Consider the following 22863-nt stretch of genomic DNA (forward strand, 5'->3'; position numbering starts at 1 on the left):
CGGTAGTCGATGCAGTTGGGGCCTTGCTTAGGGCTGCTCCGGCGTCACGTAGTAGGAGGCGAAGGCCCGTAGGACCTCGTCCTCGCCGATGCGGCCGTCGCCGTCGGTGTCCAGGGCGGCGGCCACCTGGGCCGTCACCTCGGTGCCCACGCCCAGGACCCGTAGGACTCGTTCGGCCGCCGCGGGGGTCATGCCCTGTCCGTCAGTGTCGGCCAAGGCGATCACCGCGCTCAGGAAGGGACGGGCGATCTCCGCGAAGCGCTCGGGGTTGTCCCGGAGCCGCTTGACCGCCCCCGTGACGAACTCCTGGCGGCTGACGCGCTGGTCGCCGTCGACGTCGGCGATACCGGCCATGCCCTGCCAGAACGCCTCGGCGCCGTTGTAGAGGGCCTGTCCCTTGTCGCAGCGGGGAGTCGTGGAGAACTCGGCCAGCAGACGGGCCGCCGCCCCGCTGAAGTCCTCGCGGTCGATGTAGCCGTTGCCGTCCTGATCGAATGCGGCGAAGCGAGACGCGATCTTGCGCTCGTACTCTGCGCTGTCCATGCGGGGAGCGTACGGCCCCAGGAGGCTGACGCGTGCAAGTACCCGCCAATTACCTGCTCGGGAACGTGAAACCAACCGTGGGTGAAGACATGATCACAGTTTCGAAGGCAGGGAGTCGGGGCGACGTCCGGAACCCCCTTCAGAGCTCGCTCGGGGCCCCTTCGGGCCCGAAGTCCCTCTACCACCTCAACCCTCCTTCGGGGGCGCACTTGGAGCAAAGGGGCGTGCGGGCATCGTCACGCGCATTACATTCGTTGAGGGGGAAAGGACATCGAGGACACCAAGAGCATCGCGACGCTTCGCGGATCCCCACCGGCCCCGACGGGGATCCGGCCGTTGCGCCGGGCGCTCGGTCGGTGTCCGCAGACAAGGGCGGTACGCGGGAGCGGGCTTGGGGGGACGGAACGGATGGCGAAGGACGCGCAGCCGCGCTGGGACCACAAGATGCAGCAACGACTCAGCAGGGGCGAGGCCGCGGCGCTTGGCGAGCTGTACGACAGGCTCGCCTCCCTCGTGCACAGCCTGGCCCACCGGGTGCTCGACGACGACGAGGCCGCCGACCAAGTGACCCGCGAGGTCTTCGGCCACGTCTGGGAGCACCCCGACGAGTACGACCCCAAGCAGGGGTCCCTGCGTTCCTGGGTCGCCAAGTTGACCAACCAGCACGCCGTGTCGCGGCTGCGCCGCACCGGGGCCGCCGCGCTCGCGGACGGCGGCACGGGCACCACCGAGGAGCTGGAGCAGCGGGTGCGCCGGGCGGCGGCGGAGGCACGGGCCGACTACATACGCACCTCGATGCCCGCTCCCCTGCGCAGGGCGCTGGAGTTGGCCTACTTCGAACGACGGGACTACCGACAGACCGCAGCGCACCTGGGAGTGACCGATGACGAGGCCAGACGCAGACTGCGGCTCGGTCTCCAGTTGCTGTCCACCGCACACACGCGGCCCGTGGAGGGCTCGTCACCACCTGGATACGGACGCTCCCTGTGATGGCGCACCGGGAGGGCGGCGACGGCGAGCACGAGGAGGTGCAGGGCGTACCGCGCATACCCGCCCCCCGGCGGGCCGGTGACGGCCTCGCCCCGCGTGCGCCGTGGGACGCCACCGGGGTGCCCCGGCCCAGGAGGAACGTCGCACCACACGTACCCCCGCCTTCCGATACGTCCGCAGCCCGCCGCCCCTCCCCGCCCGCCAACGGAACCACGCCAGCCGACCGACCGGCCGAGGCCGATATGCCCGACACACCAGAAGCACCAGCAGCAACAGACGATCGAGAAGAGCGGAGCAACGACCAGGGTCCGGCGAAGGTCGCGGGCGCAGCAGGCACCGACGGCACCGACAGCCGCGGCGGCCCCGACGGCACCGTCGACATCGTTCCGACGGACGGCGGCGGCGCGGAGGACGTCGACCGCGCCGGGCCGCCGTCCCACCGGGTGCTCAAGTCCCTGCTCGGCGCGTGGGCGCTGTCCGCCTGCTCCGCCGACGAGACCGCCGCCGTCGACGCACACCTGAAGATCTGCGCGCCCTGTCGCGAAGAGGCGCACCGGCTGCGCGGCGCGGTCGAGTTGTTGCACACCGAATGCGAACTCGACCTGCCGCCCACGCTGCGCTTCCGGGTGCTGGAGAACTGCCTCGGCCGCCGCCCGCCCCGCATCCCCGTGCCCGACTGGGCCACCCCGTACGACGCGGAGACCGCCCGGCTCGACGCGTTGCTGCGCGACATCGGCGACGCCGAGTGGGACGCGCCGCTGCACCTGCTGTGGTTCGACGGCCGCGAGTCGGCGCGGCGGCTGACGACCGTCGGCGGCGTCATCGGCCATCTGATGACCGTCGACGGGCTCGTGGCGCACGCCCTCGGTCTCGACGACCCGCTCGGTCGCAACGGCCCGAAGCCGCCGACGGAGCGCACGGAGAAGTTCTGGCGCTCCGAGAACCTCCCGACCGGGCGCGCCGCGCACCGCCTGTGGCGGGACCAGAGCCACACCCTCATCCGCACGGTGTCCTTCGCGGCGCACGGCGCGGCCGAGATGTCCGTGTCGTACGGGGACTTCTCGCTGCCGCTGCGGGACGCGCTCGTCGACCGGGCCTTCGAGTGCTGGATCCACGCCGACGACATCGCGGACGCGGTGGACTACCCGTACGACCCGCCGCGCGGTGCGCACCTCAAGCGGATGATCGACCTGGCGGCCCGGCTGCTGCCGGCGACGCTCGCCGCACGCCGCCGCACCGGGCTCGCCGGGCCGGTGAAGGAGCTGGTGGCGGCGGGGGCGCCGGGGCGTTCGGTGCGGCTGGAGGTGGAGGGCGCGGGCGGCGGCGACTGGTACATCGCGCTCGACTCGCCGGCGGCCCTCGGCTCACCGGACCGTGCGGTGGCCCAGGTCGCCCTCGAAGGGGTGGAGTTCTGCAAGCTGGTCGCCGGGCACGTACCTCCGGAGGAGGCGGCGGTCGGTCAGTACGGCGACCGCGAGGCGATCCGGGACGTGCTGTTCGCCGCAGCGTCGCTCAGCCGCTTGTGACCTCGCCGATCAGAACAGGCCAGGCCGGACCCATCAGCCCCGCCTCGACGCGAGCCGCCAGCCGCCCGGTCGGAACCGTGCCGGCCCGGCTTCAGGCGAAGACGACCGTGCGGCTGCCGTTCAGCAGGATGCGGTGCTCCGCGTGCCACTTCACCGCGCGCGCCAGGGCCTGGCACTCGACGTCCCGGCCCACCGCGACCAGCTGCTCCGGCGTGAGGTCGTGGCCGACCCGCTCGACCTCCTGCTCGATGATCGGGCCCTCGTCGAGGTCCGCGGTGACGTAGTGCGCCGTCGCGCCGATCAGCTTCACTCCGCGGGCGTGGGCCTGGTGGTAGGGCTTGGCGCCCTTGAAGCTCGGCAGGAAGGAGTGGTGGATGTTGATGATCCGGCCGCTGAGCTGCTTGCACAGGTCGTCGGAGAGCACCTGCATGTAGCGGGCGAGCACCACCAGCTCGACGTCCAGCTCCCGCACCAGCTCCAGCAGGGCGCCCTCGGCCTCCGCCTTGTTGTCCTTGGTGACCGGGATGTGGTGGAAGGGGATGCCGTACGAGCCGACCAGCTCGGCGAAGTCCCGGTGGTTGGAGACCACGGCCGCGATCTCGACCGGCAGGGCGCCGATCCTGGAGCGGAAGAGCAGGTCGTTCAGGCAGTGGCCGAACTTGCTGACCATGAGGACGACCCGCATGGGCTCGTCGGCGAGGTGGATCTGCCACTCCATCTGGAAGGCGTCGCCGACGGCGGCGAAGCTGGCCCGCAGCTTGTCCACGGTCACGTGCGGCTCGGCGGAGAAGTGCACCCGCATGAAGAACAGACCCGTGTCCTGGTCCCCGAACTGCTGGCTGTCCTCGATGTTGCAACCGGTGATGAAGAGGTAACTCGACACGGCGTGCACGATGCCCTGTTTGTCCGGGCAGGAGAGCGTCAGAACGTACTGGTCCGTCATCCTCGTAGGGTGCCACACCGGCCGCCCCGAAAGCGCCCACGGTCCGCCGCGTGGACAGCCGCCGCGCCCCGCGCCCCGCACCCGCGAACCCTGCCTCGTACGGTCCGCTACGCCGTACGCGTCATGATCCGCAGCACGTCCAGCGAGCGCGGCGGCTCGTCCGCGGAGTCGCCGTCGTTCGCCGCGAGGCACACGTGGGCCTCGCGCGCCGCCGCGACCGCCTCCGGCCAGGCCGGGTGCGCCAGGTACGTCGAGACGGGGGCGTCCGCGCCGACCTGGTGCAGGATCCTGAGCACCCGCAGCACGGCGGCGTCCACGAGCGCGGCCTCGTTCGCGTCGCGGAAGATCGTGCCGACGTACTTCTCGGCGGACCAGTTGTCCAGCCAGGTGTCCTCGACGAGACGGTAGACGGCGTCGGTCACGTCGCCGTACCCCTCCCTCCCGGCCAGCCAGACGTCCTGGTGGAAGGCGGGGTCGGAGAGCATGTGCAACGCCGAGCGCACATTGCAGCGCCAGCGCCACCACGGCATGTCATTCAACGGCATACCGCCCATGGTGGACGAGCGACGGGTGCGACGGGAAGGGGTGACCGGGGCTTGCTCCACGCCGTCGATCGTACGTTCCCGCCCCGTCCGCCCCGCGCGCCCCCCGGCTGTTCATCCTTCCGACACCCTGCGGCCAACGTCGCTCACGGTTCCGTTACCGCGGTGGCGGAACCGTGAGTGCCCATGACCAGCAGCCCCGGCACCGCTGCCGCCCATGAGACCTCGGCCCGCACGCCCGGGGCCCGTACCGCCCCTTCCCGTGCGACCACCGGCCGGGTCGCGGCGGCCTCCGTCGTGGTCACCGCGCTGTTCGCCTCCGGCTGCGGCGTGGTCCCCGGCCTCGACGGCGACTCGCGCGAGCCGGTGAAGGTGATGACCTTCGCCCCCGAGGGCACGAAGGCCACGAACATGCCGGGGATGCCGGCCATGGCCAAGGCGTACGCCCGCTGGGTCAATGCGAACGGCGGCGTCGACGGCCACCAGCTCCGCGTCATCACGTGCAACGAGAAGAACACCGCCGAGGGGGCGTCGTACTGCGCGCGCCAGGCGGTCGAGGAGGACGTGGTCGCGGTCGTCGGCTCGTACAGCCAGCACGGCAGGGCGTTCACGGCGCCGCTCCAGGTCGCGGGGATCCCCTTCATCGGCGGCTTCGGCGCGTCCGAGGAGGAGTTCACCAACTACCTCTCCTACCCCGTCAACGGCGGACCGGCCGCACTCTTCGCCGGGCAGGGGCGCCAGCTCGCCGACACCTGCCGCCGGGTGGCGATCGTCCGGCCCGACTCGATCGCCGGCGACAAGCTGCCGGAGCTGCTCGACGCCGGACTCGCGCAGGGCGGGCACAGCGAAGCGGTCGACGTCCTCGCACCGGACGACGCGACCGAGTACACCCGCCAGGCCGACCAGGCGCGCGCCAAGGCCGGGGAGGGCTCGGAGGCCAGCGACGACAAGCGGCCCGGGTGCGTGACGGCCGCGCTCGGGGACCGTACGGAGACGTTCGTGGACTCCTTCCGCCGCCTCCCGGACGACGGGCGGGACATCGCGCTCTCGTCGGTCGTCGGCAGCGTCGACCAGTCCTTCATCAACCGTACGGGCGGACGCTCGGGCCCCTTCGAGGGCGCGTTCATCACGGGCTGGTACCCGGCGGCGGCCGATCCGCGCTGGAACCAGATGAAGAACGTGATCGACGAGCACGCGTTCGCGGACAACAGCGTCGACCCGACGGACGTGGGCACCCAGACCACCTGGATCGCGTACAGCGTCCTCAACGCGGCGATCAAGGCGATCGACGCGGACGAGATCACGGCGGGGGCGGTGTCGCGGACCCTCTCCGAGGGGCTTGAGGTGTCCACGGGCGGGGTGACGCCGACGCTCCGCTGGGACCGGGGGACGAAGCTGGGCACGCCCGACCTCCCGCGGGCGGTCAACCGGCACGTGACGTTCAACGTGGTGCGCGAGGGACGGCTGGTGGCCCAGGAGCCCGACTTCGTGAACGTCGACGCGATCCTCTCGGCGCAGCGCAAGGGCTGACGGCGCCGGGCGACAGAGCGGGGCAGAGCTCGTCAGAGCGGGGCTGGGCCGGTCAGAGCTGGTCGCCGGTGCGGCGCGGGAGGTCGTGGGGGGTGGCGATGGCGTTCCAGAGGCCGGCCGCGCGCTGCTTGGCCCTGGTCGCGTCGCCGCTCGCCCGGTTCGCCTCGACCGTGCTGCGGGTGCTGCGGGCCCGGCCGTCCTTGCAGCCCTTCTTGCCCTTCACCTGGGACGCCCAGGTCGCGTAGCGGTCGTCGGCGGTGGCGGACGACTGCCACGCCTGCTTGAGCGCGGCGGTCAACTCGGCGTTGCGCGGCAGCTTGTCGACGCTCACGCCCTCCAGCCTGGTGACCATGCCGCGGCGCTGCTTGGCGGCGGCGCGCAGGTCCGCCGCGGCCCGGTCGAGCTCCTTGCACTGCTTGATGTCCTCGACGGAGCGGATGACCGCGGCCCGGCTGCTGTTGCTGTCCGCGAGGAGTTTGTCGAGCGCGACGGCCTGCGTCTTGACCGGGTCCGCGGCGACGGTCGACGGCGACGGCGCGGACGGCTGCGACGACGGCGGGGTGCCGGCGGCGCCGGGGGCGGACGGCGGCGGGGCGTTCCGGTCGACGGTGGACTTCGGCGAGTCGTCCTCGCCCTGGCCGAAGAGCGCGGCGCTGACGCCGAGCCCGAGTACGGCGCAGGCGACGATCACCGCGCCCATGACGGCCAGTTGCGACGACTTGCGCCGCCGCTCCTCGCGCTCCTCGCAGTCGGGGTGCGAGCGGCGCGGGCCACGCGCCTCCGATGCGTACGGGCCCTCCGATGCGTACGGGGTCCCCGGTGCGTACGGGACCTCCGGTCCGGGCCCGGCCTGGGCGCGGAAGAGCATGTCGAACTCCCCCGGCACCGGCGCGCCGGAGACCGGCGGCAGATGCTGCGTCACGGGCTCGGCGCCTCGTCCCGCGCCCTGCTGCCCGAGCGGCCCGGTGCCGAGGAAGGTCGTGGGCGGGTCCGCATCGGCCCGTGCCGGTACGGGCGGAATGACCTGCGTCGCGTCACCGCCGCCGGGCCCCACCGGCGGGATGACCTGCGTGGCGTCCACCGCGCCGTACGCCTGCTCGGGCGGCAGCGCGCCGGGGCCGGGCGGCGGGAGGGGGGCGACGGGCGGAATGACCTGCGTCGCGTCGCCACCGCCCGGCGTCACCGGCGGGATGACCTGCGTGGCGTCCGCTGCGTCGTACGCCTGTGGGCCCGGCTGCACCGGGGGCAGCGCACCGCCGCCCGGGGCGGGGGGCGTCGGCGCGGGTACCGCGAGTTCCCCGGCGACGGGCGGCAACGGCCCCGGGTACGCGGGGGGAGCGGCAGCCGGCGAAGGCGGAGGGAGCTGCGCACCCGGCTGCGCAGCCGTCGGATGCTGGCCCGTCGGATGCTGGCCCGTCGGGTACTGGCCCGTCGGGTACTGGCTCGCTGCCTGTTGGCCCGTCGGATACGGAGCTGTCGGGTGCTGACCCGTCGCGTACGGAGCCGTCGGCTGTTGGCCCGTCGCGTACGGAGCCGTCGGATACGAGCCCGTCGGCGGCGCCTCCGGCGGGAGCGGGACCGAGCCCGAGCCCGTCACCGGCGGTGCGGCCGGCGGGGGTTGCCCCGGTGCGCCCTGCGGCCCCCACGGCTCGCCCCACGGCACCCCGCTCGCCGGAGTGGTGTGCTGCTGGGGCTCGGGTATCCAGGGGTCGGATCCCTCGGCGGGCAGCACGACGCCCTCGTGCGCGGGACGATGCGCGGGACGAGCAGCGGACTGCCGCTGCTCGTCGCCGTGTCCGCTCTGCGTCACCGGAACTCCTACGTGTGAAGACAGGGCACCCCGGAACCGAGGAACCGCCGCTTCACGCTACCGGGTGGTTCAAGACCCCCGCGCCCCCGTGCGGCCCAGTAACGCAACGCCGTCGCCGGACGCTGTTAATGCCCCCGTTGATGCCCCACCGATGCCCCCGTTGGCGCCCCACCGATGCCCCCGTTGGCGCCCCCGCTGGTGCCCCCTTCCCCATCGCGGCCTTCCCGCCCCCACCGAGACGGAGCCGGTGCCCGCGCCTGCGGCCTGGATTCACGCAGCGGCCTGGAGCTCCAGTCGCGCCCCGAACTCGCGCACCGACGGCTCCGACGCGTACGGCTCCAACCGCTGTTGCAGGTCGTCCAGGTACTCCGCGCCCCGGCTGGAGCGCAGCGTGCCCATCAGCTCCAGGGCGCGGGTGCCCGTGTGGCACGCCTGCTCCACCTCGCGCTGCTGCACCTGCGCGGTGGCGAGCAGTACGAAGCCGATGGCGCGCCGCCTGGCCCGTCCCTCCGGATGGCCGTCGAGGGCGCTCGCCGCGTGGTGCGCGGCGGCCTCCGCCTGACCCAGGTCGCGGTAGCAGTGGGCCAGTTCGTCGGCGAGGTACGCCTCGTCGAAGTGGCCGATCCACTCCGGGTCGTCGCCCTCCTTCGGATCGGTGCGCTCCATCGCGGCCAGCGCCTTGCCGGCGACGACGTGGCAGGTGCGGGCGTCGCCGAGCAGGGCGTGGCCGCGCGCCTCGGCCGCGTAGAACAGCGCCTGCGCGCGCGGGGTGACCTGTCCGCGGGCGCCTTCCTGTGCGGCGCGGGCGAGTTGGGCGATCTCGCGCGGATTGCCGAGTTGGGCGGCGAGGTGGCTCATGGACGCGGCCAGGACGTATCCGCCGTAGCCCCGGTCGTCCGCGGCCTGGGCCAGCCGCAGCGCCTGGATGTAGTAGCGCTGGGCGAGCCCGGGCTGGCCGGTGTCGACGGCCATGTAGCCGGCGAGTTCGGTCAGTCGGGCCACCGCTGCGAACAGGTCGCGCCCCACCGATTCGCGGTACGAGCCCGAGAGCAGGCCGGAGACCACGGAGTTGAGGTAGTGGACGACGACGGGCCTGATGTGGCCGCTGCCGAAGCGGTGGTCGAGTTCGGTGAGCGCGGTCGTCATCGCCCGTACGGCTTCGACGTCCGAGGTGCCCACCCGGGCCCCGGCGCTCCGCGCGACCTGCGCGTCCGCACCGGTGATGAGCCAGTCGCGGCTCGGTTCGACGAGCGCGGAGGCGGCGACGGACGCGCCGGACAGGAAGTCGCGGCGGCCGACGTCGCTCCGCCACAACTCGCTGACCTGCTCGATCGCCCCGAGGACGGTCGGTGAGAACTGGAGGCCGACGCCTGAGGCGAGGTTCTTGCCGTTGGCCATGCCGATCTCGTCGATCGTGACCGTACGGCCGAGTTTGCGGCCCAGGGCCTCGGCGATGATGCCCGGTGCGCGTCCGCGCGGTTGCTGGCCGCGCAGCCAGCGCGCCACGGACGTCTTGTCGTAGCGCAGGTCGAGTCCCCGTTCCGCGCCGACCATGTTGACGCGGCGCGCGAGCCCGGCGTTCGAGCACCCGGCTTCCTGGATGAGTGCCTGCAGCCGTTCGTTGGGCTGGCGGGCGACGAGTGGTCTGGCTGCCATGGATCTACCCCCTGAGAGCCGCGGTGATCAACGAACTGATCACTGCCCGGCTGATATACGGAGAATGCAGACTTAAGAGAGTTGAGAGAGAGTTGGTCGGGTTTCTCCAGAATCCTGGATGCATCAGGAAGGCCGGATGTCCAGAAATCCGGAAGACTCCCCGAAAGAAGCCGTCGGAAGAGTCTGTTTCCCTTCGAAATGAAGCACGCGGATTCCATGCGCTCCGCCCCGCCGACCTGGCGACTTCACCCGGCAGGGCGCGCACCCCCGCTCAGCCGCCCCCTCGTCTGTGGATACCCCCTTCGGTGCACCATGTGCATGCGCGCCCCCGTATGTGCATCCATGCGCCCCATATGCGGGATCATGATCCCCGGGGCGGCCCGTCGGAGGCCCGTAACCCCAGGTGACCGCGGGAGTTGAGAGGGTCGTGGAAGAGACCATCGGAGTCACAGAAGCCGCACAAATCCCCCAACAACGGGGCGAACAGATGCTGGATCACGCCGTCCGGTACGCCGAGGAGCGGCACTGGGACGTCTTTCCGGGTACGTGGCTGGAGGCGGCCGAGACCACGGAACAGTGCTCGTGCGGCGACTCCGACTGCACGGCGCCCGGCGCCCACCCCAGCCGGTCGGACTGGGCGAACCAGGCGACGGGCAGCGCCAGCGGTGCGCGGCGGCTGTGGGGCAAGCAGCCGAGGGCTTCGGTCCTGATGCCCACCGGCCGCACCTTCGACGTGCTCGAACTCCCCGAGTCGGCCGGCTTCCTCGCGCTCGCCCGGCTGGAGCGGATGGACCTCCCGCTCGGCCCGGTCACCCTCACCCCGGACCGCCGGATGTCCTTCTTCGTCCTGCCGGGCGGCGCGGCGAAGGCACCCGCGCTCGTCCGCGACCTGGGGTGGGCGCCGAGCTCCCTCGACCTGGTGCCGCGCGGCCAGGGCCACTACATCGCGGCTCCGCCGACCCGGGTCGGCGCCCGCGGCGCGGTGCAGTGGGTGCGCCGCCCCACCGCGGAGAACCGTTGGCTGCCGGACGTCGACGAGCTGATCAGCCCGCTCGCGTACGCCTGCGGGCGGGACGCGGCGGCGACGCGGGCCGCCCGCCGGGCCTGACCGCACCCGAGCCGGGGACGGAGCAGGTTCCGCAGGACTCGTAGGACACGAGACACGGGGGACGCGGGGGACGCAGGGAACACAGGGGACGCGGGGAACGCGGGGAACGCGGGGTTTTGTGGGGAGTACGGGGGGAGGGGCGGGAAACCGCAGACAGCGCCCTGTTTAGGGTGGTTCCGTACTGACGCGTACACAGCCATTTCACACCACGTGCACCAGTTGCACGGCGGCGCGGCTGTGGAGCGTGTGACCACGGGGACCCTAAGGAGCACCACCATGCCGGACGAGCAGACGGCCGCACCGGCCGTGGGGGCGGGCGGAGCGCACACGGCGCCGCCCGCTGTCCGCGTCGAAGGACTGTGGAAGCGGTTCGGCGAACAGATCGCCGTCGCGGGCGTCGACCTGACGCTGCCGGCGGGCCGTTTCATCGGTCTGGTCGGCCCGAACGGCGCCGGCAAGACGACGACCCTGTCCATGGTGACCGGTCTGCTGCGGCCGGACCAGGGTCGGGTGCAGGTGGCCGGCCACGACGTGTGGCGGGACCCCGTCCAGGTCAAGTCACGCATCGGCGTGCTGCCGGAGGGGCTGCGGATGTTCGAGCGGCTGTCGGGCCGCGAACTGCTCGGGTACAACGGCCGGCTGCGCGGCCTGCCGGGCGACGAGGTCGACAAGCGCACCACCCAGCTCCTCGACGTGCTCGACCTCGCGGGTTCGCAGCACAAACTCGTCGTCGACTACTCCACCGGCATGCGCAAGAAGATCGGCCTCGCCTGCGCCCTGCTGCACAACCCCGAGGTGCTCTTCCTCGACGAGCCCTTCGAGGGCGTCGACCCGGTCTCCGCCCAGACCATCCGGGCCGTGCTGGAGCGCTACACCGCCTCCGGCGCGACCGTCGTCTTCTCCAGCCACGTGATGGAGCTGGTGGAGTCGCTGTGCGACTGGGTGGCCGTGATGGCGCAGGGCCGGATCCGCGCCCAGGGGCCGCTGGCCGAGGTGCGCGGTGCCGCGCCGTCGCTGCAGAGCGCCTTCCTCGAACTCGTCGGCGCGCAGGGCCACGACCGCGGCGAATCCCTCGACTGGCTCGGCGGCGGCGCTGAGGGAACGGGCGCGGCCCGATGACCTCGACGCCCTCGATCCCGGCTACGGCTACGGCTACGGGCTCGGGCGAGCCGCCCCCCGCCGCCCTCGTCGGGATCTTCGTACGGCTGAAGCTGTCGCTGCTGCGCAACGGCCTGCGCCAGTCGTCCAAGCGCAAGCGCGCCTTCGTCACCGCGCTCGTCGCGACGCTGCTCTTCGCGCTGCTGCAACTGCTCGGGCTCGCGGCGATGCGCGGCCACGAGCACGCCGCCGCCGTCACCGTGCTGTTCGCCGGAGTGCTGGCGCTCGGCTGGGTCGTCATGCCGCTCTTCTTCGCCAGCGGCGACGAGACGCTGGACGCGACGCGGCTGGTGATGCTGCCGCTGCGCCCGCGGCCGTTGGTGGCCGCGCTGACCGCGGCGTCGCTGGTGGGCATCGGTCCGCTGTTCACGCTGTGCGTGCTGCTGGGTTCCGTGATCGCGCTGGCGCACGGCCCCGCCGCGTGGGCCGCGGCCGTGGTCGCCGTACCGCTGACGCTGCTGGTGTGCGTGACGCTGGCGCGCGCCTTCGCCGCGGCCAACATCCGTCTCCTGACCTCCCGCAAGGGCCGTGACCTGGCGCTGCTGAGCGGTCTGGTGATCGCGGTCGGCATCCAGTTCGTCAACTTCGGGTTCCAGCGGCTCAGCTCGACCGATCTGGACCTGTCGGCGCTGGAGCCGGCCGCTGCGGTGGTGCGTTGGGTGCCGCCGGCGTCGGCGCTCGGCGCCGTCGACTCCGTCAGCGACGGCTCGTACGGCACGGCCCTCGCCCAACTCGTGCTCTCGGCCGCGGCACTGTACGGGCTGCTGGCGTGGTGGCGGACGAGCCTCGACAAGCTGATGACGTCCCCCGACGGGTCCACGATCGCCGCGGCGGACCCGCGCGGCGGCGCCCGGGCGCCGTCCGGCGCGGCGGGCTCCGCGCTGCTGCACCGGCTGTTCCCCGAGGGTCGTACGGCCGCCGTAGTGCAGCGCAGCCTGCGCTACTTCTGGCGCGATCCGAAGACCAAGGCGGGCCTGGTCAGCGCGCTCGCGATCGGTCTGTTGATCCCGCTCTTCAACGCCGTCCAGGGCGTCAACTCGGTCTACTTCGCCTCGTTCGCCACCGGCATGCTGGGCTTCCAGATGTACAACCAGTTCGGGCAGGACACCTCGGCGTTCTGGATGGTGATGCAGACGCTGTCGACGCCGCGGGACGCCTACGAGGAGCTACGGGCGCGGGCGTTCGCGCTGCTGCTGGTGGCGCTGCCGTACACGGTCCTCGCGGTCGTGGTGGTGGCGGCGGTCGTCGGCGACTGGCAGAGCCTGCCGTCGGCGCTGGGGCTGTCGCTGGCGGTGCTCGGCGCGATGCTCGGTACGGGTGCGTACGCTTCGGCCCGCTATCCGTACACGATCCCGCAGGACAGCGCGTACAAGAACGTGGCCGCGGGGCAGGGCGCGCTCGCCTGGATGTCGCTGCTCGGCGGGGCGGTCGTCTCGGCGCTGGTGTGCGCGCCGCTGATCGCCACGACGGTCTGGCTGCACCTGACGGACGGGCACGCGCACCTGTGGGCGGTGCTGCCGGCCGGTGCGGCGTACGGGCTGCTCGCCGGGTGGGCGGGCCTGCGGCTCGCGGCGCCGGTGACGGTCAGGGAGCTGCCGGAGATCCTGGCGGCAGTCAGCAAGTAGCGCGTGGCGTAGGTTGCTGCCCATGTCGACGCCGCCGCCTCCGCACCAGCCGCAGCAGCCCCCGCAGGGGGGTTACGGGCAGCCCGGTCCGTACGGCCAGCAGCAGCCGGGGCCGTACGGCCAACCCGCTCCGCAGGGTCAACCCGGGCCGTACGGACAGCAGCAGCCGTACCCGCCGCAGCAACCGGCCCCGTATCCGCAGGGGTACGGGGCTGCGGGGCCGGCACCGGGGCCCTGGGGCACGCCGTTCCAGGGGCCGCCGCCACCGCCGCGGAAGCGGACCGGTCGGAACGTCCTCATAGCCGTGGGTGCCGTGGCCGGCGTGCTGCTGCTGGCCTGGTACGGCAACAACGTCGTCGGCGCCGGGGGCGGCTCCGACGACGGTCCGTCGGACGCCTACCCGCCGGCCGAGCACCAACTCACGCTCCCCTCCACGCTGCTCGACGGGAAGTACGAGTTGGCCGGCGACATGTCGAAGGAGTACCAGGAGCGACTGAAGGGCACGAGCGAGGAGGTCATCAAGGACGCCAAGTCGACCGTTGCCCAGTACACCTCGGTGCACGGGCAGGCGGCGGGCGTCGTGGTGGTCTCCGGGCTGCACGGCCGGATCAGCGACCCGGACCGCGCCCGCACCTCGATCCTGCGCGGCAGCGCCACGGCCAAGGGCATCGAACTCGCCGTGCCGGCGAAGGACGTCACGCCCGCGGGCTCGGACGTGAAGATCAGCTGCCAGGTCCTGGTGGCCGACCAGACCGACACGGGCCGGGCGACGATGCCGATGTGCGCCTGGGCGGACGGCAACACGAACGCGTCGGTGTCGATGGTGACGCCCGCGTCGATGGGCATGACACCGAGCGCGATCGACCTGAAGGAAGTCGCGGAGGCGACGGTGCGGGTGCGCGAGGAGATGCGGAAGCCCCTGGGCTCCTGAACCGGGCCCCGCGTGGCAGTGCCGCGCCTTGGCTGGCGCGCTTGCGCCGTGGTGCGTATGCGGTCATGGCGTCTGCGGCCCGTCTGCGGCTTGTCGCGCAGTTCCCCGCGCCGCTGTTTCGCCACCCCCGTCATACGTCTGCGGGCTGAGGGCAGGGTTTTTGGGGCACTGGGGGTACCACCACGCCCTTCGGGCGTAGGGGGCGGAACTGCGCGAACAGCCCACCACCGGCCAGTGGAGACCCACGCTCCCGCAGGGAAACGGCGGCTACGTCAAGAGACGCAAGAACGCGCGCGGGACTTTGCGGACACGACCGAGGGCTGTTTCCCGTCGAAGCGACGTGGCTGAAGGAACGTACCGCCTGAGCAAAAGCACAGCTCAGGCAGTTGTTTCAGATTGGACCACCGGAGATCGTCCATATGTTGGACGCCTCCCGCGAGGCAGCCGCACCCGCACCGAGCAGCCCGAACGACCATTCGGTCACCCCTAACGAGTGACGCGCGACCGGAAAACACCGCAGTCGCATGCGCTCACTGTGTGCGTACGCAAGACTCCATTCCGCAGTCGTACAACCCAACCAGCGCATGAGCCAACGAATCCGTGCGAACGCGTGGCTCTCGTAAGCCTGGTGACTCGCACGTCTCGCGCATCCCTCGCGTCACTCTCATCACCCTCGTAACCCTCGTACTGAAGGAGCCTTCCATGCGTCATCTGCGGAGCACGATCGCCACGGCCGCCGCACTCCTGCTGAGCGGTACGGCACTGGGCACCGCAGTAGCCCAGCCCATCGCCCGGCCGACGGCCCCGCCCGCCGCGGCGAGCAGCCTGTACGCGCCCTCCGCGCTCGTCCTCACCGTCGCGAAGGGCACGTCCGCAGCACCGTCCACGGTGGAGCGCGCCGTCACCCTCGACTGCGCGCCGCGCGCGACGGGCACCCACCCGGCAGCCGCGGCGGCCTGTCGCGAACTGCGTGCCGTGGACGGCGACTTCGCCGCGCTGCCCTCCGAGCTGCCGCAGACCTTCTGCACCCGCGAGTGGGACCCGGTCACGGTGAACGCGAACGGCGTGTGGCAGGGCGAGCGCGTCGCCTGGTCGGGCACGTACAACAACGCCTGCGAGATGACCGCGACGCTGGGCGTCGTCTTCTCCTTCTGAGCCCCGGCGGTCAGGCGGACTCCGGGTCCGGGGCCGGAGCCGGAGCCGCCGTGAAGTCGTACATCGTGAAGTCGGTGACGCGGCGGTAGCCGATCCGCCGGTAAAGGCCGTTGCTGGTGGGGTTCGTGAGGTCCGCGAAGAGGACCACGTCCGTCGCGCCCGCGGCGAGCGCCGCCCGGCCGGCCTCGACCGTCACCGCCCCCGCGTACCCCCGGCCGCGCAGGTGGGCCGGGGTGTAGACGGGCGCCACCTTGATCTGCCCCGCGACCATCGGGGACGCCCCGGCCATGGAGACGGGGGTGCCGTCCGGGCCCTCCCAGAGCATGACCCTGCGGGCGGCGATGCGGACGTCGGCCCAGGCTCCGGCGTCCTGCCCGTCGGCCCTCCCGATCTCCGCCCCGAACGCCCGGTACCAGCGCACGAGCAGTTCGCGGTCCCGCACCTGCGCGACGCGCCCGCGCCCGGGCGGAGGCGGCTGCGGCGGGCTCGACTCGCCCAGCCGGTAGAGCCGGTGCCGCTCGCGGACCACCGGCATCGCACCGGTGCTGCGCCGCCAGGCGTCGGCGAAGGCCACGGCGGTGTCGTGGTCCGCGCTGACGCCGGGGAGGGGGTGTTCCGCGCCGGCCAGGAGTACGGCGAGGGCGTCGACGTCGGCAAGGTCGAGGGGCGTGAGGGTCAGCCGCCTGGGCGGGGTGCGGAAGAAGGCGGCGCGGACCTCGCCGCCCCGCTCCAGCCATCCGAAGACGGGGGCGTCGGGTCCGTACGCGTCCGCCCCCTGCGTACGGAGCGTCTCGGTGACGGTCAGGGGGAGCGTGTGCAGGACGGGCCGCGAGTGGAGGAAGTCGCGGGCGTGACCGAGGAAGCCGTGCAGGTCTCGGGTGAGGTGCCAGGTGTACGGGCGCATGGGGCATGGTCACGCGTACGCGTGCATTCGGCGCGGGCTTTTCGGGGCGTGCTCCGGCGCCGGCTCTCGGCGTGCGCTCTCGACGCCGGCTCTCGGCGGGGCCGGGGTCACGTCATGGCGACCTCGTTGAGGAAGGGTTCGATCGCGGCGCGCCAGCCCGCGGGGTGTTCGTAGTGGATCAGGTGGCCCGCGTCGGTGACCTCGGCGTAGCGGCCGTCGGGGAGGACGCGGACCATCTCGTGGGCCTCTGCGCGACCCAGTTCGCCGTCGAGGCCGCGGACCACGAGCGTGGGGCAGTGGACCTGGGCCAGCTCGTCCCAGTGGGCGTCGTGCACCCAGGTCTCGCGGACCTTGAGGAGCTGGCGGCGGGAGAAGACCGGGCGCCAGCCGTCGGGGCGTTCGGCCATCACCTCGGCGTAGAAGTCGCCGCGGACCGGGCTGGGGCGCTCCACCAGGGGGTCTTCCTCGCCGAACCACTTGCGGACGTCGGCGAGCGTGGCGAACGGGACCGGCCAGGCGCGGACCCAGCTCTCCCACACGCGTTGCGAGGCCGCGCCGAGCGGAGAGGCCCGCATGTCGCTGATGACCAGCGCGCGCACCAGGTCGGGGCGGCGGGCGGCGAGGCGCCAGGCGGTCAGCGCACCCATGGAGTGTCCGACGATGCTGACCGGGCCGAGTCGGAGCTGTTCGACGGCGGCTTCGGCGTCGTCGACGTACGCGTCATGGGTGAACGGGCCGTCCGCCGACTGGTCCGAACGGCCGTGGCCGCGCTGGTCGAGGGCGACCGTGCGATGGCGGGCGGAGAGCCAGCGCGCGGTGGTGGCCCAGTGGGAGGCGCGGCCCATCAGCCCGTGCAGCAGTAACACGCCGGGGGAACGGCCGGCGGCGGGGTCCGTGCCGGGTGGCGTCGCCGACGGGCCGCCGTACTCCCAAGCGACCAGGCGTGCGCCATCCGCTCCGGTCACCTCGATGCGCCGCACCACGTGCCCGGCACCCCCCATCTCTCCCGTACGGCCGGTACGACCAGCTTATCGAACTGCTATTCGAACACGGGCCAATGCCCGGCTAACGGCGTACAACACCCCACCTTCGTGTGACGGGGGACGAGGGTTGGCGCCGAGTGACCAGGGGAGATCTTTTGCGGGAGGCGGGCCGCTCGGGGAAGACGGTCCGAGGGGAATGACCCTGAGAGCTCGGGGCTCCGGGTCAGCACAGGGGAGGACGGGCCCCGGCATCCACGGATGCCGGGGCCCCACCAAGCGGGACGCGCGGGGCAGGGGCGCGGCAAGGGGTGGGGGCGGGGGCCCGGGGTGCGGCGACGCAGGGGGCGGGGAGAGCAGGCCGGGGCGAGGTGAGCGCGCCGCTGGGTGCGCCGGGCGTGCGAGGGGCGCATATGCCTGATCCCTCCACGGCTCTGGGTCATATGCCTCGCCCCAGCGTGGCACGCGCGGCGCGCAGACGCTGTAGTTCCGTACGGAAAAAGCACACGACAAGGCGACGGGGAGCGGGAGCACCATGACGGCCCTGGGCCGCACCCCGGTCGCGCCCGGGTCACACCCCGCGGCGCGCCCGAGCCCGCGGATCGCCTTCCAGCGGCGTGACAGCACGTGACGGCACATGACGGCGGGCACCACGCAGCGCACCCGGCGCGGAGTGGGCACCGGGCGCGCTCGGCTCGCGGAGCCGGAAGGCGACGGACCAGAAGCTCCGGGAGGACGGGACGGCTCTGGAACCGGCGGCTCAGAACCGAAAGCCCTGGGCCGAAGACGTCAGGGCCGGGAGCTCAGCGCTTGGCCACGAAGACGTGCGACGCGACGTCGGAGTCCAGCTCCGCCGCCTCACCGCCGCTGCCGACCAGGACGCCGCCCGCGGCCTCCGTCACGCTCACCACCGAACCGGGCTGCACGCCCGCGCGACGCAGCGTGTACATCAGCTGGGCGTCGGTCTGGATCGGCTCGCCGATCCTGCGGACCACCACGGTCTTGCCGTCCGTGCCCGGGTCGAGGTCGGCGAGGGAGACCATGCCCACGTCCAGGAACGGGTCCGCCTCCGCCTTCTCCCCCAGCTCCTCCAGGCCCGGGATCGGATTCCCGTAAGGAGACTCGGTCGGATGGCGCAGCAGCTCCAGCACGCGCCGCTCCACCGCCTCGCTCATGACGTGCTCCCAGCGACACGCCTCGGCGTGGACCTGCTCCCACTCCAGGCCGATCACGTCGACCAGCAGGCACTCGGCCAGCCGGTGCTTGCGCATCACGCGCGTCGCCAGCCGCCGGCCCTCCTCCGTCAGCTCCAGATGGCGGTCCCCGGCGACCGTCACGAGGCCGTCGCGCTCCATTCGCGCCACGGTCTGACTGACCGTCGGGCCGCTCTGGTCGAGCCGCTCGGCGATGCGGGCTCGCATGGGAACCACACCTTCCTCTTCGAGCTCAAGGATGGTGCGGAGGTACATCTCCGTGGTGTCGATCAGTCCGGACATTCGTGCCCCTCGAAGAATCGTGCGGTGCGGCCCCGAACTCAATTCTTACGCATCCCACTGACAACCGTGTCGTCCCCGCGGAAGCCGGCGCCCAAGACCGACCGGTGACCGTATTGACAGGGCAATGGTCCAGACCGCAACGTGATCGGCGGCGCGGGCATTCCCCGGCGCGTTCCCTGGTGTCCGCGCACCCGTACGCGCACGCACCGCACGCGTGCGCGCAGCGTGCTGCCACCGGGCTTCCCACCTCCTCGAAAGGGCTCAGCGATGAGCGAGAGCAAGCTGGCAGGTCAGTTCTTCGACGCGGCGATCGATCTGCTGGCACGCGTACGGGACGAGGAGTCGCAGAACGTCGCCGCGGCCGGGGAGGTCATCGCCGACACCGTGGCCTCCGGGGGCCGCCTCTTCGCCTTCGGCGCCGGCCACTCGTCGCTCGCCGCGCAGGACGTGGTCTACCGGGCCGGCGGCTTCGCCGTGATGAACCTGCTCGCCGTCCCGGGCGTCGTCGGCGTCGACGTCGTCCCCGCGACGCTGGGCTCCGCGCTGGAGCGCGTCGACGGGCTGGCGGCGGCGGTCCTCGACACGAGCCCGGCGCAGGCCGGCGACACGCTGGTCATCATCTCCCTGTCGGGCCGCAACGCGCTTCCCGTGGAGATGGCCATCAACGCGCGGGCGCTGGGGCTGAAGGTCATCGGAGTGACGTCGGTGGCGTACGCGGGCGCGACGTCCTCGCGGCACACCACCGGCACGTTCCTCAAGGACCACTGCGACGTGGTCCTCGACTCCAAGATCGCCATCGGCGACACGGTGCTCACGCACGACGCGATCGAGGCGCCGTTCGCGCCCGCGTCGACGGTGGTCACCAGCGCGCTGATGCAGGCGATGATGGCGGCGGCGGCGGAGACGCTGGTGGAGCGGGGGGTGGAGCCGCCGTTGCTGCGGTCGGGGAACGTGGACGGCGGTCACGAGTGGAACGGGCGCGTGATGTCGGAGAACCGGGGCCGCATCTTCTACCGCCACGCGTGACCCCCCGCCCTGCGGGCGGCTTGCGGGGCGTCGGTGCGGGCTGCGGGCTGCGGGCTGCGGGCTGGGACGTGCTCGCCGTTTCCCTGACGGATGCGTTGGTCTCTGCAGCCCGGTGGTGGGCTTGTCGCGCAGTTCCCCGCGCCCCTAAATGCCTCTTCCTCCAGCCCGCAGACAAAGGCTGGGGGCAGCAAAACAGGGGCGCTGGGGGTGTCCCCCCACGCCCTCTGGGCGTAGGGGGCGGAACTGCGCGACAAGCCACGACGCACCCGCAGAGACCATTCCACCCGCAGGGAAACGGCGAGTAGGTCCTTGTACTCGCTGGACGCGCGGCTGGCGGCCGGCCGCAGGGGCGACCTGATCGAGGAGTACCTGCGCCGGCGGTAGGGACCAGTCCGCCGCTTCCCTCGATCGCATCTACTTGCAGAAGTGGAAAGTAGTTGGCACCCTGGAAGGCCTCGGTGCGGTCCGCCCTGGTCCGACGGCGAAGGGGGAGTCATGGACGCTCGCGTCGACGCGAACGACGCGCTGGTGCGCGCCGCCGGCGCGGAGGCCGCGGCGCTGCGCGGCAGCGGGTGGTACGCGCGGTATCTGTGGGTGCTCGCGGGTGGGCAGCTGGTGCTCGTGCCCATGGCACTGCTGTGGCGCGGGCTGCTGGCCGCGTTGGTGTTCGCGGTGCTGAACCTCGCGCTGATCGGGGGGTTGAGCGTGTACGCCGCCCGGCAGACCGCGGTGCGGCGGGGCTTCGGGGCGCGGCACGGCGGGGTGATCGCGAGTTGGGCGACGGCCTTCGCCGCCACCGTCGCGCTCGGGGTGTCGACCTTCGAGGGCAGCGTTCCGTTCGCCGTCGCGGGGACGCTGTGGTGCGCGCTGCCGCTCGCCGCGGTGGCGGTGCGCGAGGGGCGGCGGACCGCGTGAGCAGCGGCAGCCACCCCCGGCACGACCTGTCCCCGCTGCTGAACGCGCCCGTCCGGCTCTCCGTCGTCGCGGCGCTCGCGCCCGTCGACCGGGCCGAGTTCGGGTTCGTACGCGATCTGGTCGAGGTGACGGACTCGGCGCTGTCCAAGCAGGTCGCGGCGTTGGAGGAGGCGGGGATCGTCTCCGTCGACAAGGGGCGGGTGGGGCGGCGGCCCCGGACCTGGCTGGCGCTGACGAAGGAGGGGCGGGCCGCGTACGGGAAGCACCTCGCCGCGCTGCGGGCCATCGCCGACGGCCCGGCCCCGCCGCAGGACGCGGCGGCACCCGCGCCCGTAACGACAGCGACTGCGACAGCGACGACGCCCGCGCCGCAGGACGCCGGCTGCTAGCGTTGACGTCATGCAGCGTGCCGCCGTTCACACGACGACGCCGGAGAGTGTCCCGGCGCGCTGACAGCTGACGAAGTCGAAGCCCCGGGGCGAGTGCCCCGGGGCTTCGCCGTGTGGTCGCTCGCTCCCCTGCCAAGCGCCAACGGGCGCAGCGAGGAGACCACCGATGACCCACGACCACCGGCGCATCGGCCGCGAGCTGGACCTGTTCGACACCGACCCCCTGATGGGCGCGGGGCTGCCGTACTGGCTGCCGGACGGCGCCGTCGTCCGGCACGCCTTGGAGGAGTACGTCCGCGAGGTCGAGCGGAAGGCCGGCTACCGCCACGTGTACTCGCCCGTGCTCGGCAAGCGCGAGCTGTACGAGATCTCGGGCCACTGGTCGCACTACAGCGCCGACATGTTCCCGCCGATGGAACTGGGCGGCGAGCAGGTGGTGCTGCGGCCCAGCCTCTGTCCGCACCACGCCCTGATCTTCCGTTCCCGCGCCCACAGCTACCGCGAACTCCCGCTCCGCATCGCCGAGCTGGGGACCATGTTCCGCTCGGAGCTGTCCGGGGTGCTGGGCGGTCTGACCCGCGTGAGGGCGATCCAGCTCAACGACGCGCACGTCTTCTGCACCATGGAGCAGGCCGCTGACGAGGCGTACGCGGCGCTGTGCCTGATCCGGGACGCGTACGCGGCGCTGGGCGTCCGGCCGGCCCGCTACCGGCTCTCGCTGCCCGGCCCCGGCGGCAAGTACGTCGACGCGCCCGAGCTGTGGCGGCGGTCGGTAGCGCTGCTGACCGACGTGCTGGACCGGTCCGGGCTCCCGTACGAGGCGGTGGAGGGCGAGGCCGCGTTCTACGGGCCCAAGGTCGACGTGCAGGTCGCCGACCCCGCCGGGCGCGAGTCGACCCTGTCCACCGTGCAGATCGACTTCCACCAGCCCGAACGGTTCGGCCTGGAGTACGTCGGCGCGGACGGCGTCAAGCATCGCCCGGTGATGATCCACCGGGCGGTCGTGGGCAGCGTCGAGCGGGCCGTGGCGCACCTCATCGAGGCGCACGGCGGCGCCTTCCCCGTCTGGCTCGCGCCCGTCCAGGTCGTCGCGCTGCCCGTCACCGACGCCGAGGTGCCGAACGCCGAGCGCCTGGTGGAGCGCTGCCGGGACGCGGGGCTTCGGGCGGAGCTGGCCGGTCCGGACCGCGGCACCCTGGGCGCGCGGATCCGGGCCGCGCGCCTGGTGCCGTACCAGGCGGTGCTCGGCCCGCGGGAGGCCGCGGACGACCTGGTGGCGCTGCGGCTGCGGGACGGGCGGAAGGTGCCCGTACTGCCGGCCGCGGAGGCGGTGGGGAACTTCGGGCGGGTGGCCGCGGCCCGCGGCACCGGGCTCTGGCCCGAGCCCGAGCCCGTACCGGACGCACGCCGCTGACCTGCGGAAAGACGGCGCGGATGAGTACGCGAAAAAAGCGCTTGATGCGGCTTCTGCGCGCTCCTAGTGTGTGGGGCACACGAGAGAGGAGGTGGTTCGGCAGATGTATGCAAACCGGACGCGTGAGGTGACTGCGGGCTAGCGCCTGCCGTCGCACTCTGTGCAGTCGGCAGGCCACCTGCCGCAATCCAAGCAGTCACCGACCCGCGGGCTCGCCGGTAC

20 protein-coding genes are annotated in these 22863 nt (G+C 72.6%); 12 read left to right on the forward strand and 8 right to left on the reverse strand.

The window, feature by feature from the left end; all coding sequences use genetic code 11:
* Positions 1–27: 27 nt before the first annotated feature.
* The gene (locus ABZ842_RS24820) at positions 28–543 is read right to left on the reverse strand and encodes an EF-hand domain-containing protein (RefSeq protein ID WP_361540595.1); all 516 of its coding nucleotides are present in this window, start codon (positions 541–543) and stop codon (positions 28–30) included.
* Positions 544–951: 408 nt separating this feature from the next.
* Here ABZ842_RS24820 and ABZ842_RS24825 point away from each other — a divergent pair, with 408 nt between their 5' ends.
* A complete protein-coding gene (locus ABZ842_RS24825; RefSeq protein ID WP_361540598.1) occupies positions 952–1533 on the forward strand; it encodes a sigma-70 family RNA polymerase sigma factor in 582 nt (193 codons plus the stop codon).
* On the forward strand, positions 1533–3059 hold the full coding sequence (locus tag ABZ842_RS24830; RefSeq protein ID WP_361540601.1) for a zf-HC2 domain-containing protein: 1527 nt from the start codon (positions 1533–1535) through the stop codon (positions 3057–3059). The genes ABZ842_RS24825 and ABZ842_RS24830 overlap by 1 nt, the downstream gene beginning before the upstream one ends.
* A gap of 91 nt (positions 3060–3150) precedes the next feature.
* On the opposite strand, the gene purU is transcribed toward ABZ842_RS24830, so the two are convergent.
* On the reverse strand, positions 3151–4002 hold the full coding sequence (gene purU / locus ABZ842_RS24835) for a formyltetrahydrofolate deformylase (RefSeq protein WP_361540604.1): 852 nt from the start codon (positions 4000–4002) through the stop codon (positions 3151–3153).
* 107 nt (positions 4003–4109) lie between these two features.
* Positions 4110–4547: a hypothetical protein gene (locus ABZ842_RS24840; RefSeq protein WP_361540606.1), complete on the reverse strand. Its 438-nt coding sequence runs from the start codon at positions 4545–4547 to the stop codon at positions 4110–4112.
* Between the two features lie 183 nt (positions 4548–4730).
* Here ABZ842_RS24840 and ABZ842_RS24845 point away from each other — a divergent pair, with 183 nt between their 5' ends.
* A complete protein-coding gene (locus ABZ842_RS24845; RefSeq protein ID WP_361540609.1) occupies positions 4731–6074 on the forward strand; it encodes an ABC transporter substrate-binding protein in 1344 nt (447 codons plus the stop codon).
* Positions 6075–6126: 52 nt separating this feature from the next.
* On the opposite strand, the gene ABZ842_RS24850 is transcribed toward ABZ842_RS24845, so the two are convergent.
* Complete coding sequence (locus ABZ842_RS24850; protein ID WP_361540612.1) at positions 6127–7884, reverse strand: hypothetical protein; 1758 nt, start codon at positions 7882–7884, stop codon at positions 6127–6129.
* A gap of 270 nt (positions 7885–8154) precedes the next feature.
* The gene (locus ABZ842_RS24855; protein WP_361540615.1) at positions 8155–9540 is read right to left on the reverse strand and encodes a transcriptional regulator; all 1386 of its coding nucleotides are present in this window, start codon (positions 9538–9540) and stop codon (positions 8155–8157) included.
* 487 nt (positions 9541–10027) lie between these two features.
* Between ABZ842_RS24855 and ABZ842_RS24860 the strand changes: the two genes are divergently transcribed.
* From ABZ842_RS24860 to ABZ842_RS24880, 5 genes are all read left to right on the forward strand, one after another.
* Positions 10028–10648, forward strand: a complete 621-nt coding sequence (locus ABZ842_RS24860; RefSeq protein ID WP_361540618.1) for a bifunctional DNA primase/polymerase — start codon at positions 10028–10030, stop codon at positions 10646–10648.
* A gap of 276 nt (positions 10649–10924) precedes the next feature.
* Positions 10925–11767 carry an ABC transporter ATP-binding protein gene (locus tag ABZ842_RS24865; RefSeq protein ID WP_361540621.1) on the forward strand — a complete coding sequence of 281 codons (843 nt, stop codon included), beginning with the start codon at positions 10925–10927 and terminating at the stop codon, positions 11765–11767.
* The gene (locus tag ABZ842_RS24870; protein WP_361540624.1) at positions 11764–13431 is read left to right on the forward strand and encodes a transporter; all 1668 of its coding nucleotides are present in this window, start codon (positions 11764–11766) and stop codon (positions 13429–13431) included. The genes ABZ842_RS24865 and ABZ842_RS24870 overlap by 4 nt, the downstream gene beginning before the upstream one ends.
* Before the next feature lie 22 nt (positions 13432–13453).
* Positions 13454–14362, forward strand: a complete 909-nt coding sequence (locus ABZ842_RS24875; RefSeq protein WP_361540626.1) for a hypothetical protein — start codon at positions 13454–13456, stop codon at positions 14360–14362.
* 702 nt (positions 14363–15064) lie between these two features.
* Positions 15065–15517: a subtilase-type protease inhibitor gene (locus tag ABZ842_RS24880; protein ID WP_361540629.1), complete on the forward strand. Its 453-nt coding sequence runs from the start codon at positions 15065–15067 to the stop codon at positions 15515–15517.
* Between the two features lie 10 nt (positions 15518–15527).
* Here ABZ842_RS24880 and ABZ842_RS24885 read toward each other — a convergent pair whose 3' ends face one another.
* From ABZ842_RS24885 to ABZ842_RS24895, 3 genes are all read right to left on the reverse strand, one after another.
* Positions 15528–16421, reverse strand: coding sequence for a GNAT family N-acetyltransferase (locus ABZ842_RS24885; RefSeq protein WP_361540632.1), 894 nt, complete (start codon positions 16419–16421; stop codon positions 15528–15530).
* 107 nt (positions 16422–16528) lie between these two features.
* On the reverse strand, positions 16529–17404 hold the full coding sequence (locus tag ABZ842_RS24890; protein ID WP_361540635.1) for an alpha/beta hydrolase: 876 nt from the start codon (positions 17402–17404) through the stop codon (positions 16529–16531).
* 800 nt (positions 17405–18204) lie between these two features.
* Positions 18205–18897, reverse strand: coding sequence for a metal-dependent transcriptional regulator (locus ABZ842_RS24895; protein WP_361540638.1), 693 nt, complete (start codon positions 18895–18897; stop codon positions 18205–18207).
* 267 nt (positions 18898–19164) lie between these two features.
* Here ABZ842_RS24895 and ABZ842_RS24900 point away from each other — a divergent pair, with 267 nt between their 5' ends.
* From ABZ842_RS24900 to thrS, 4 genes are all read left to right on the forward strand, one after another.
* Positions 19165–19923: an SIS domain-containing protein gene (locus ABZ842_RS24900; protein WP_361540641.1), complete on the forward strand. Its 759-nt coding sequence runs from the start codon at positions 19165–19167 to the stop codon at positions 19921–19923.
* 495 nt (positions 19924–20418) lie between these two features.
* The gene (locus ABZ842_RS24905; protein ID WP_361540644.1) at positions 20419–20838 is read left to right on the forward strand and encodes a hypothetical protein; all 420 of its coding nucleotides are present in this window, start codon (positions 20419–20421) and stop codon (positions 20836–20838) included.
* Positions 20835–21227 carry a transcriptional regulator gene (locus ABZ842_RS24910; RefSeq protein WP_361540647.1) on the forward strand — a complete coding sequence of 131 codons (393 nt, stop codon included), beginning with the start codon at positions 20835–20837 and terminating at the stop codon, positions 21225–21227. The genes ABZ842_RS24905 and ABZ842_RS24910 overlap by 4 nt, the downstream gene beginning before the upstream one ends.
* A 166-nt stretch (positions 21228–21393) precedes the next feature.
* Positions 21394–22641: a threonine--tRNA ligase gene (gene thrS / locus ABZ842_RS24915; protein WP_361540650.1), complete on the forward strand. Its 1248-nt coding sequence runs from the start codon at positions 21394–21396 to the stop codon at positions 22639–22641.
* The last annotated feature ends 222 nt before the right edge of the window (positions 22642–22863 follow it).

The organism is Streptomyces sp. NPDC047315, assembly GCF_040643215.1.
GTDB lineage: Bacteria > Actinomycetota > Actinomycetes > Streptomycetales > Streptomycetaceae > Streptomyces.

Excerpts from the sequence above, each read along its gene's own strand:
- ABZ842_RS24820 (WP_361540595.1), bottom strand. The coding sequence starts at position 543 with ATGGACAGCGCAGAGTACGAGCGCAAGATCGCGTCTCGCTTCGCCGCA.
- ABZ842_RS24825 (WP_361540598.1), top strand. The coding sequence starts at position 952 with ATGGCGAAGGACGCGCAGCCGCGCTGGGACCACAAGATGCAGCAACGA.
- ABZ842_RS24830 (WP_361540601.1), top strand. The coding sequence starts at position 1,533 with ATGGCGCACCGGGAGGGCGGCGACGGCGAGCACGAGGAGGTGCAGGGC.
- purU (WP_361540604.1), bottom strand. The coding sequence starts at position 4,002 with ATGACGGACCAGTACGTTCTGACGCTCTCCTGCCCGGACAAACAGGGC.
- ABZ842_RS24840 (WP_361540606.1), bottom strand. The coding sequence starts at position 4,547 with ATGCCGTTGAATGACATGCCGTGGTGGCGCTGGCGCTGCAATGTGCGC.
- ABZ842_RS24845 (WP_361540609.1), top strand. The coding sequence starts at position 4,731 with ATGACCAGCAGCCCCGGCACCGCTGCCGCCCATGAGACCTCGGCCCGC.
- ABZ842_RS24855 (WP_361540615.1), bottom strand. The coding sequence starts at position 9,540 with ATGGCAGCCAGACCACTCGTCGCCCGCCAGCCCAACGAACGGCTGCAG.
- ABZ842_RS24860 (WP_361540618.1), top strand. The coding sequence starts at position 10,028 with ATGCTGGATCACGCCGTCCGGTACGCCGAGGAGCGGCACTGGGACGTC.
- ABZ842_RS24865 (WP_361540621.1), top strand. The coding sequence starts at position 10,925 with ATGCCGGACGAGCAGACGGCCGCACCGGCCGTGGGGGCGGGCGGAGCG.
- ABZ842_RS24870 (WP_361540624.1), top strand. The coding sequence starts at position 11,764 with ATGACCTCGACGCCCTCGATCCCGGCTACGGCTACGGCTACGGGCTCG.
- ABZ842_RS24875 (WP_361540626.1), top strand. The coding sequence starts at position 13,454 with ATGTCGACGCCGCCGCCTCCGCACCAGCCGCAGCAGCCCCCGCAGGGG.
- ABZ842_RS24880 (WP_361540629.1), top strand. The coding sequence starts at position 15,065 with ATGCGTCATCTGCGGAGCACGATCGCCACGGCCGCCGCACTCCTGCTG.
- ABZ842_RS24885 (WP_361540632.1), bottom strand. The coding sequence starts at position 16,421 with ATGCGCCCGTACACCTGGCACCTCACCCGAGACCTGCACGGCTTCCTC.
- ABZ842_RS24895 (WP_361540638.1), bottom strand. The coding sequence starts at position 18,897 with ATGTCCGGACTGATCGACACCACGGAGATGTACCTCCGCACCATCCTT.
- ABZ842_RS24900 (WP_361540641.1), top strand. The coding sequence starts at position 19,165 with ATGAGCGAGAGCAAGCTGGCAGGTCAGTTCTTCGACGCGGCGATCGAT.
- ABZ842_RS24905 (WP_361540644.1), top strand. The coding sequence starts at position 20,419 with ATGGACGCTCGCGTCGACGCGAACGACGCGCTGGTGCGCGCCGCCGGC.
- thrS (WP_361540650.1), top strand. The coding sequence starts at position 21,394 with ATGACCCACGACCACCGGCGCATCGGCCGCGAGCTGGACCTGTTCGAC.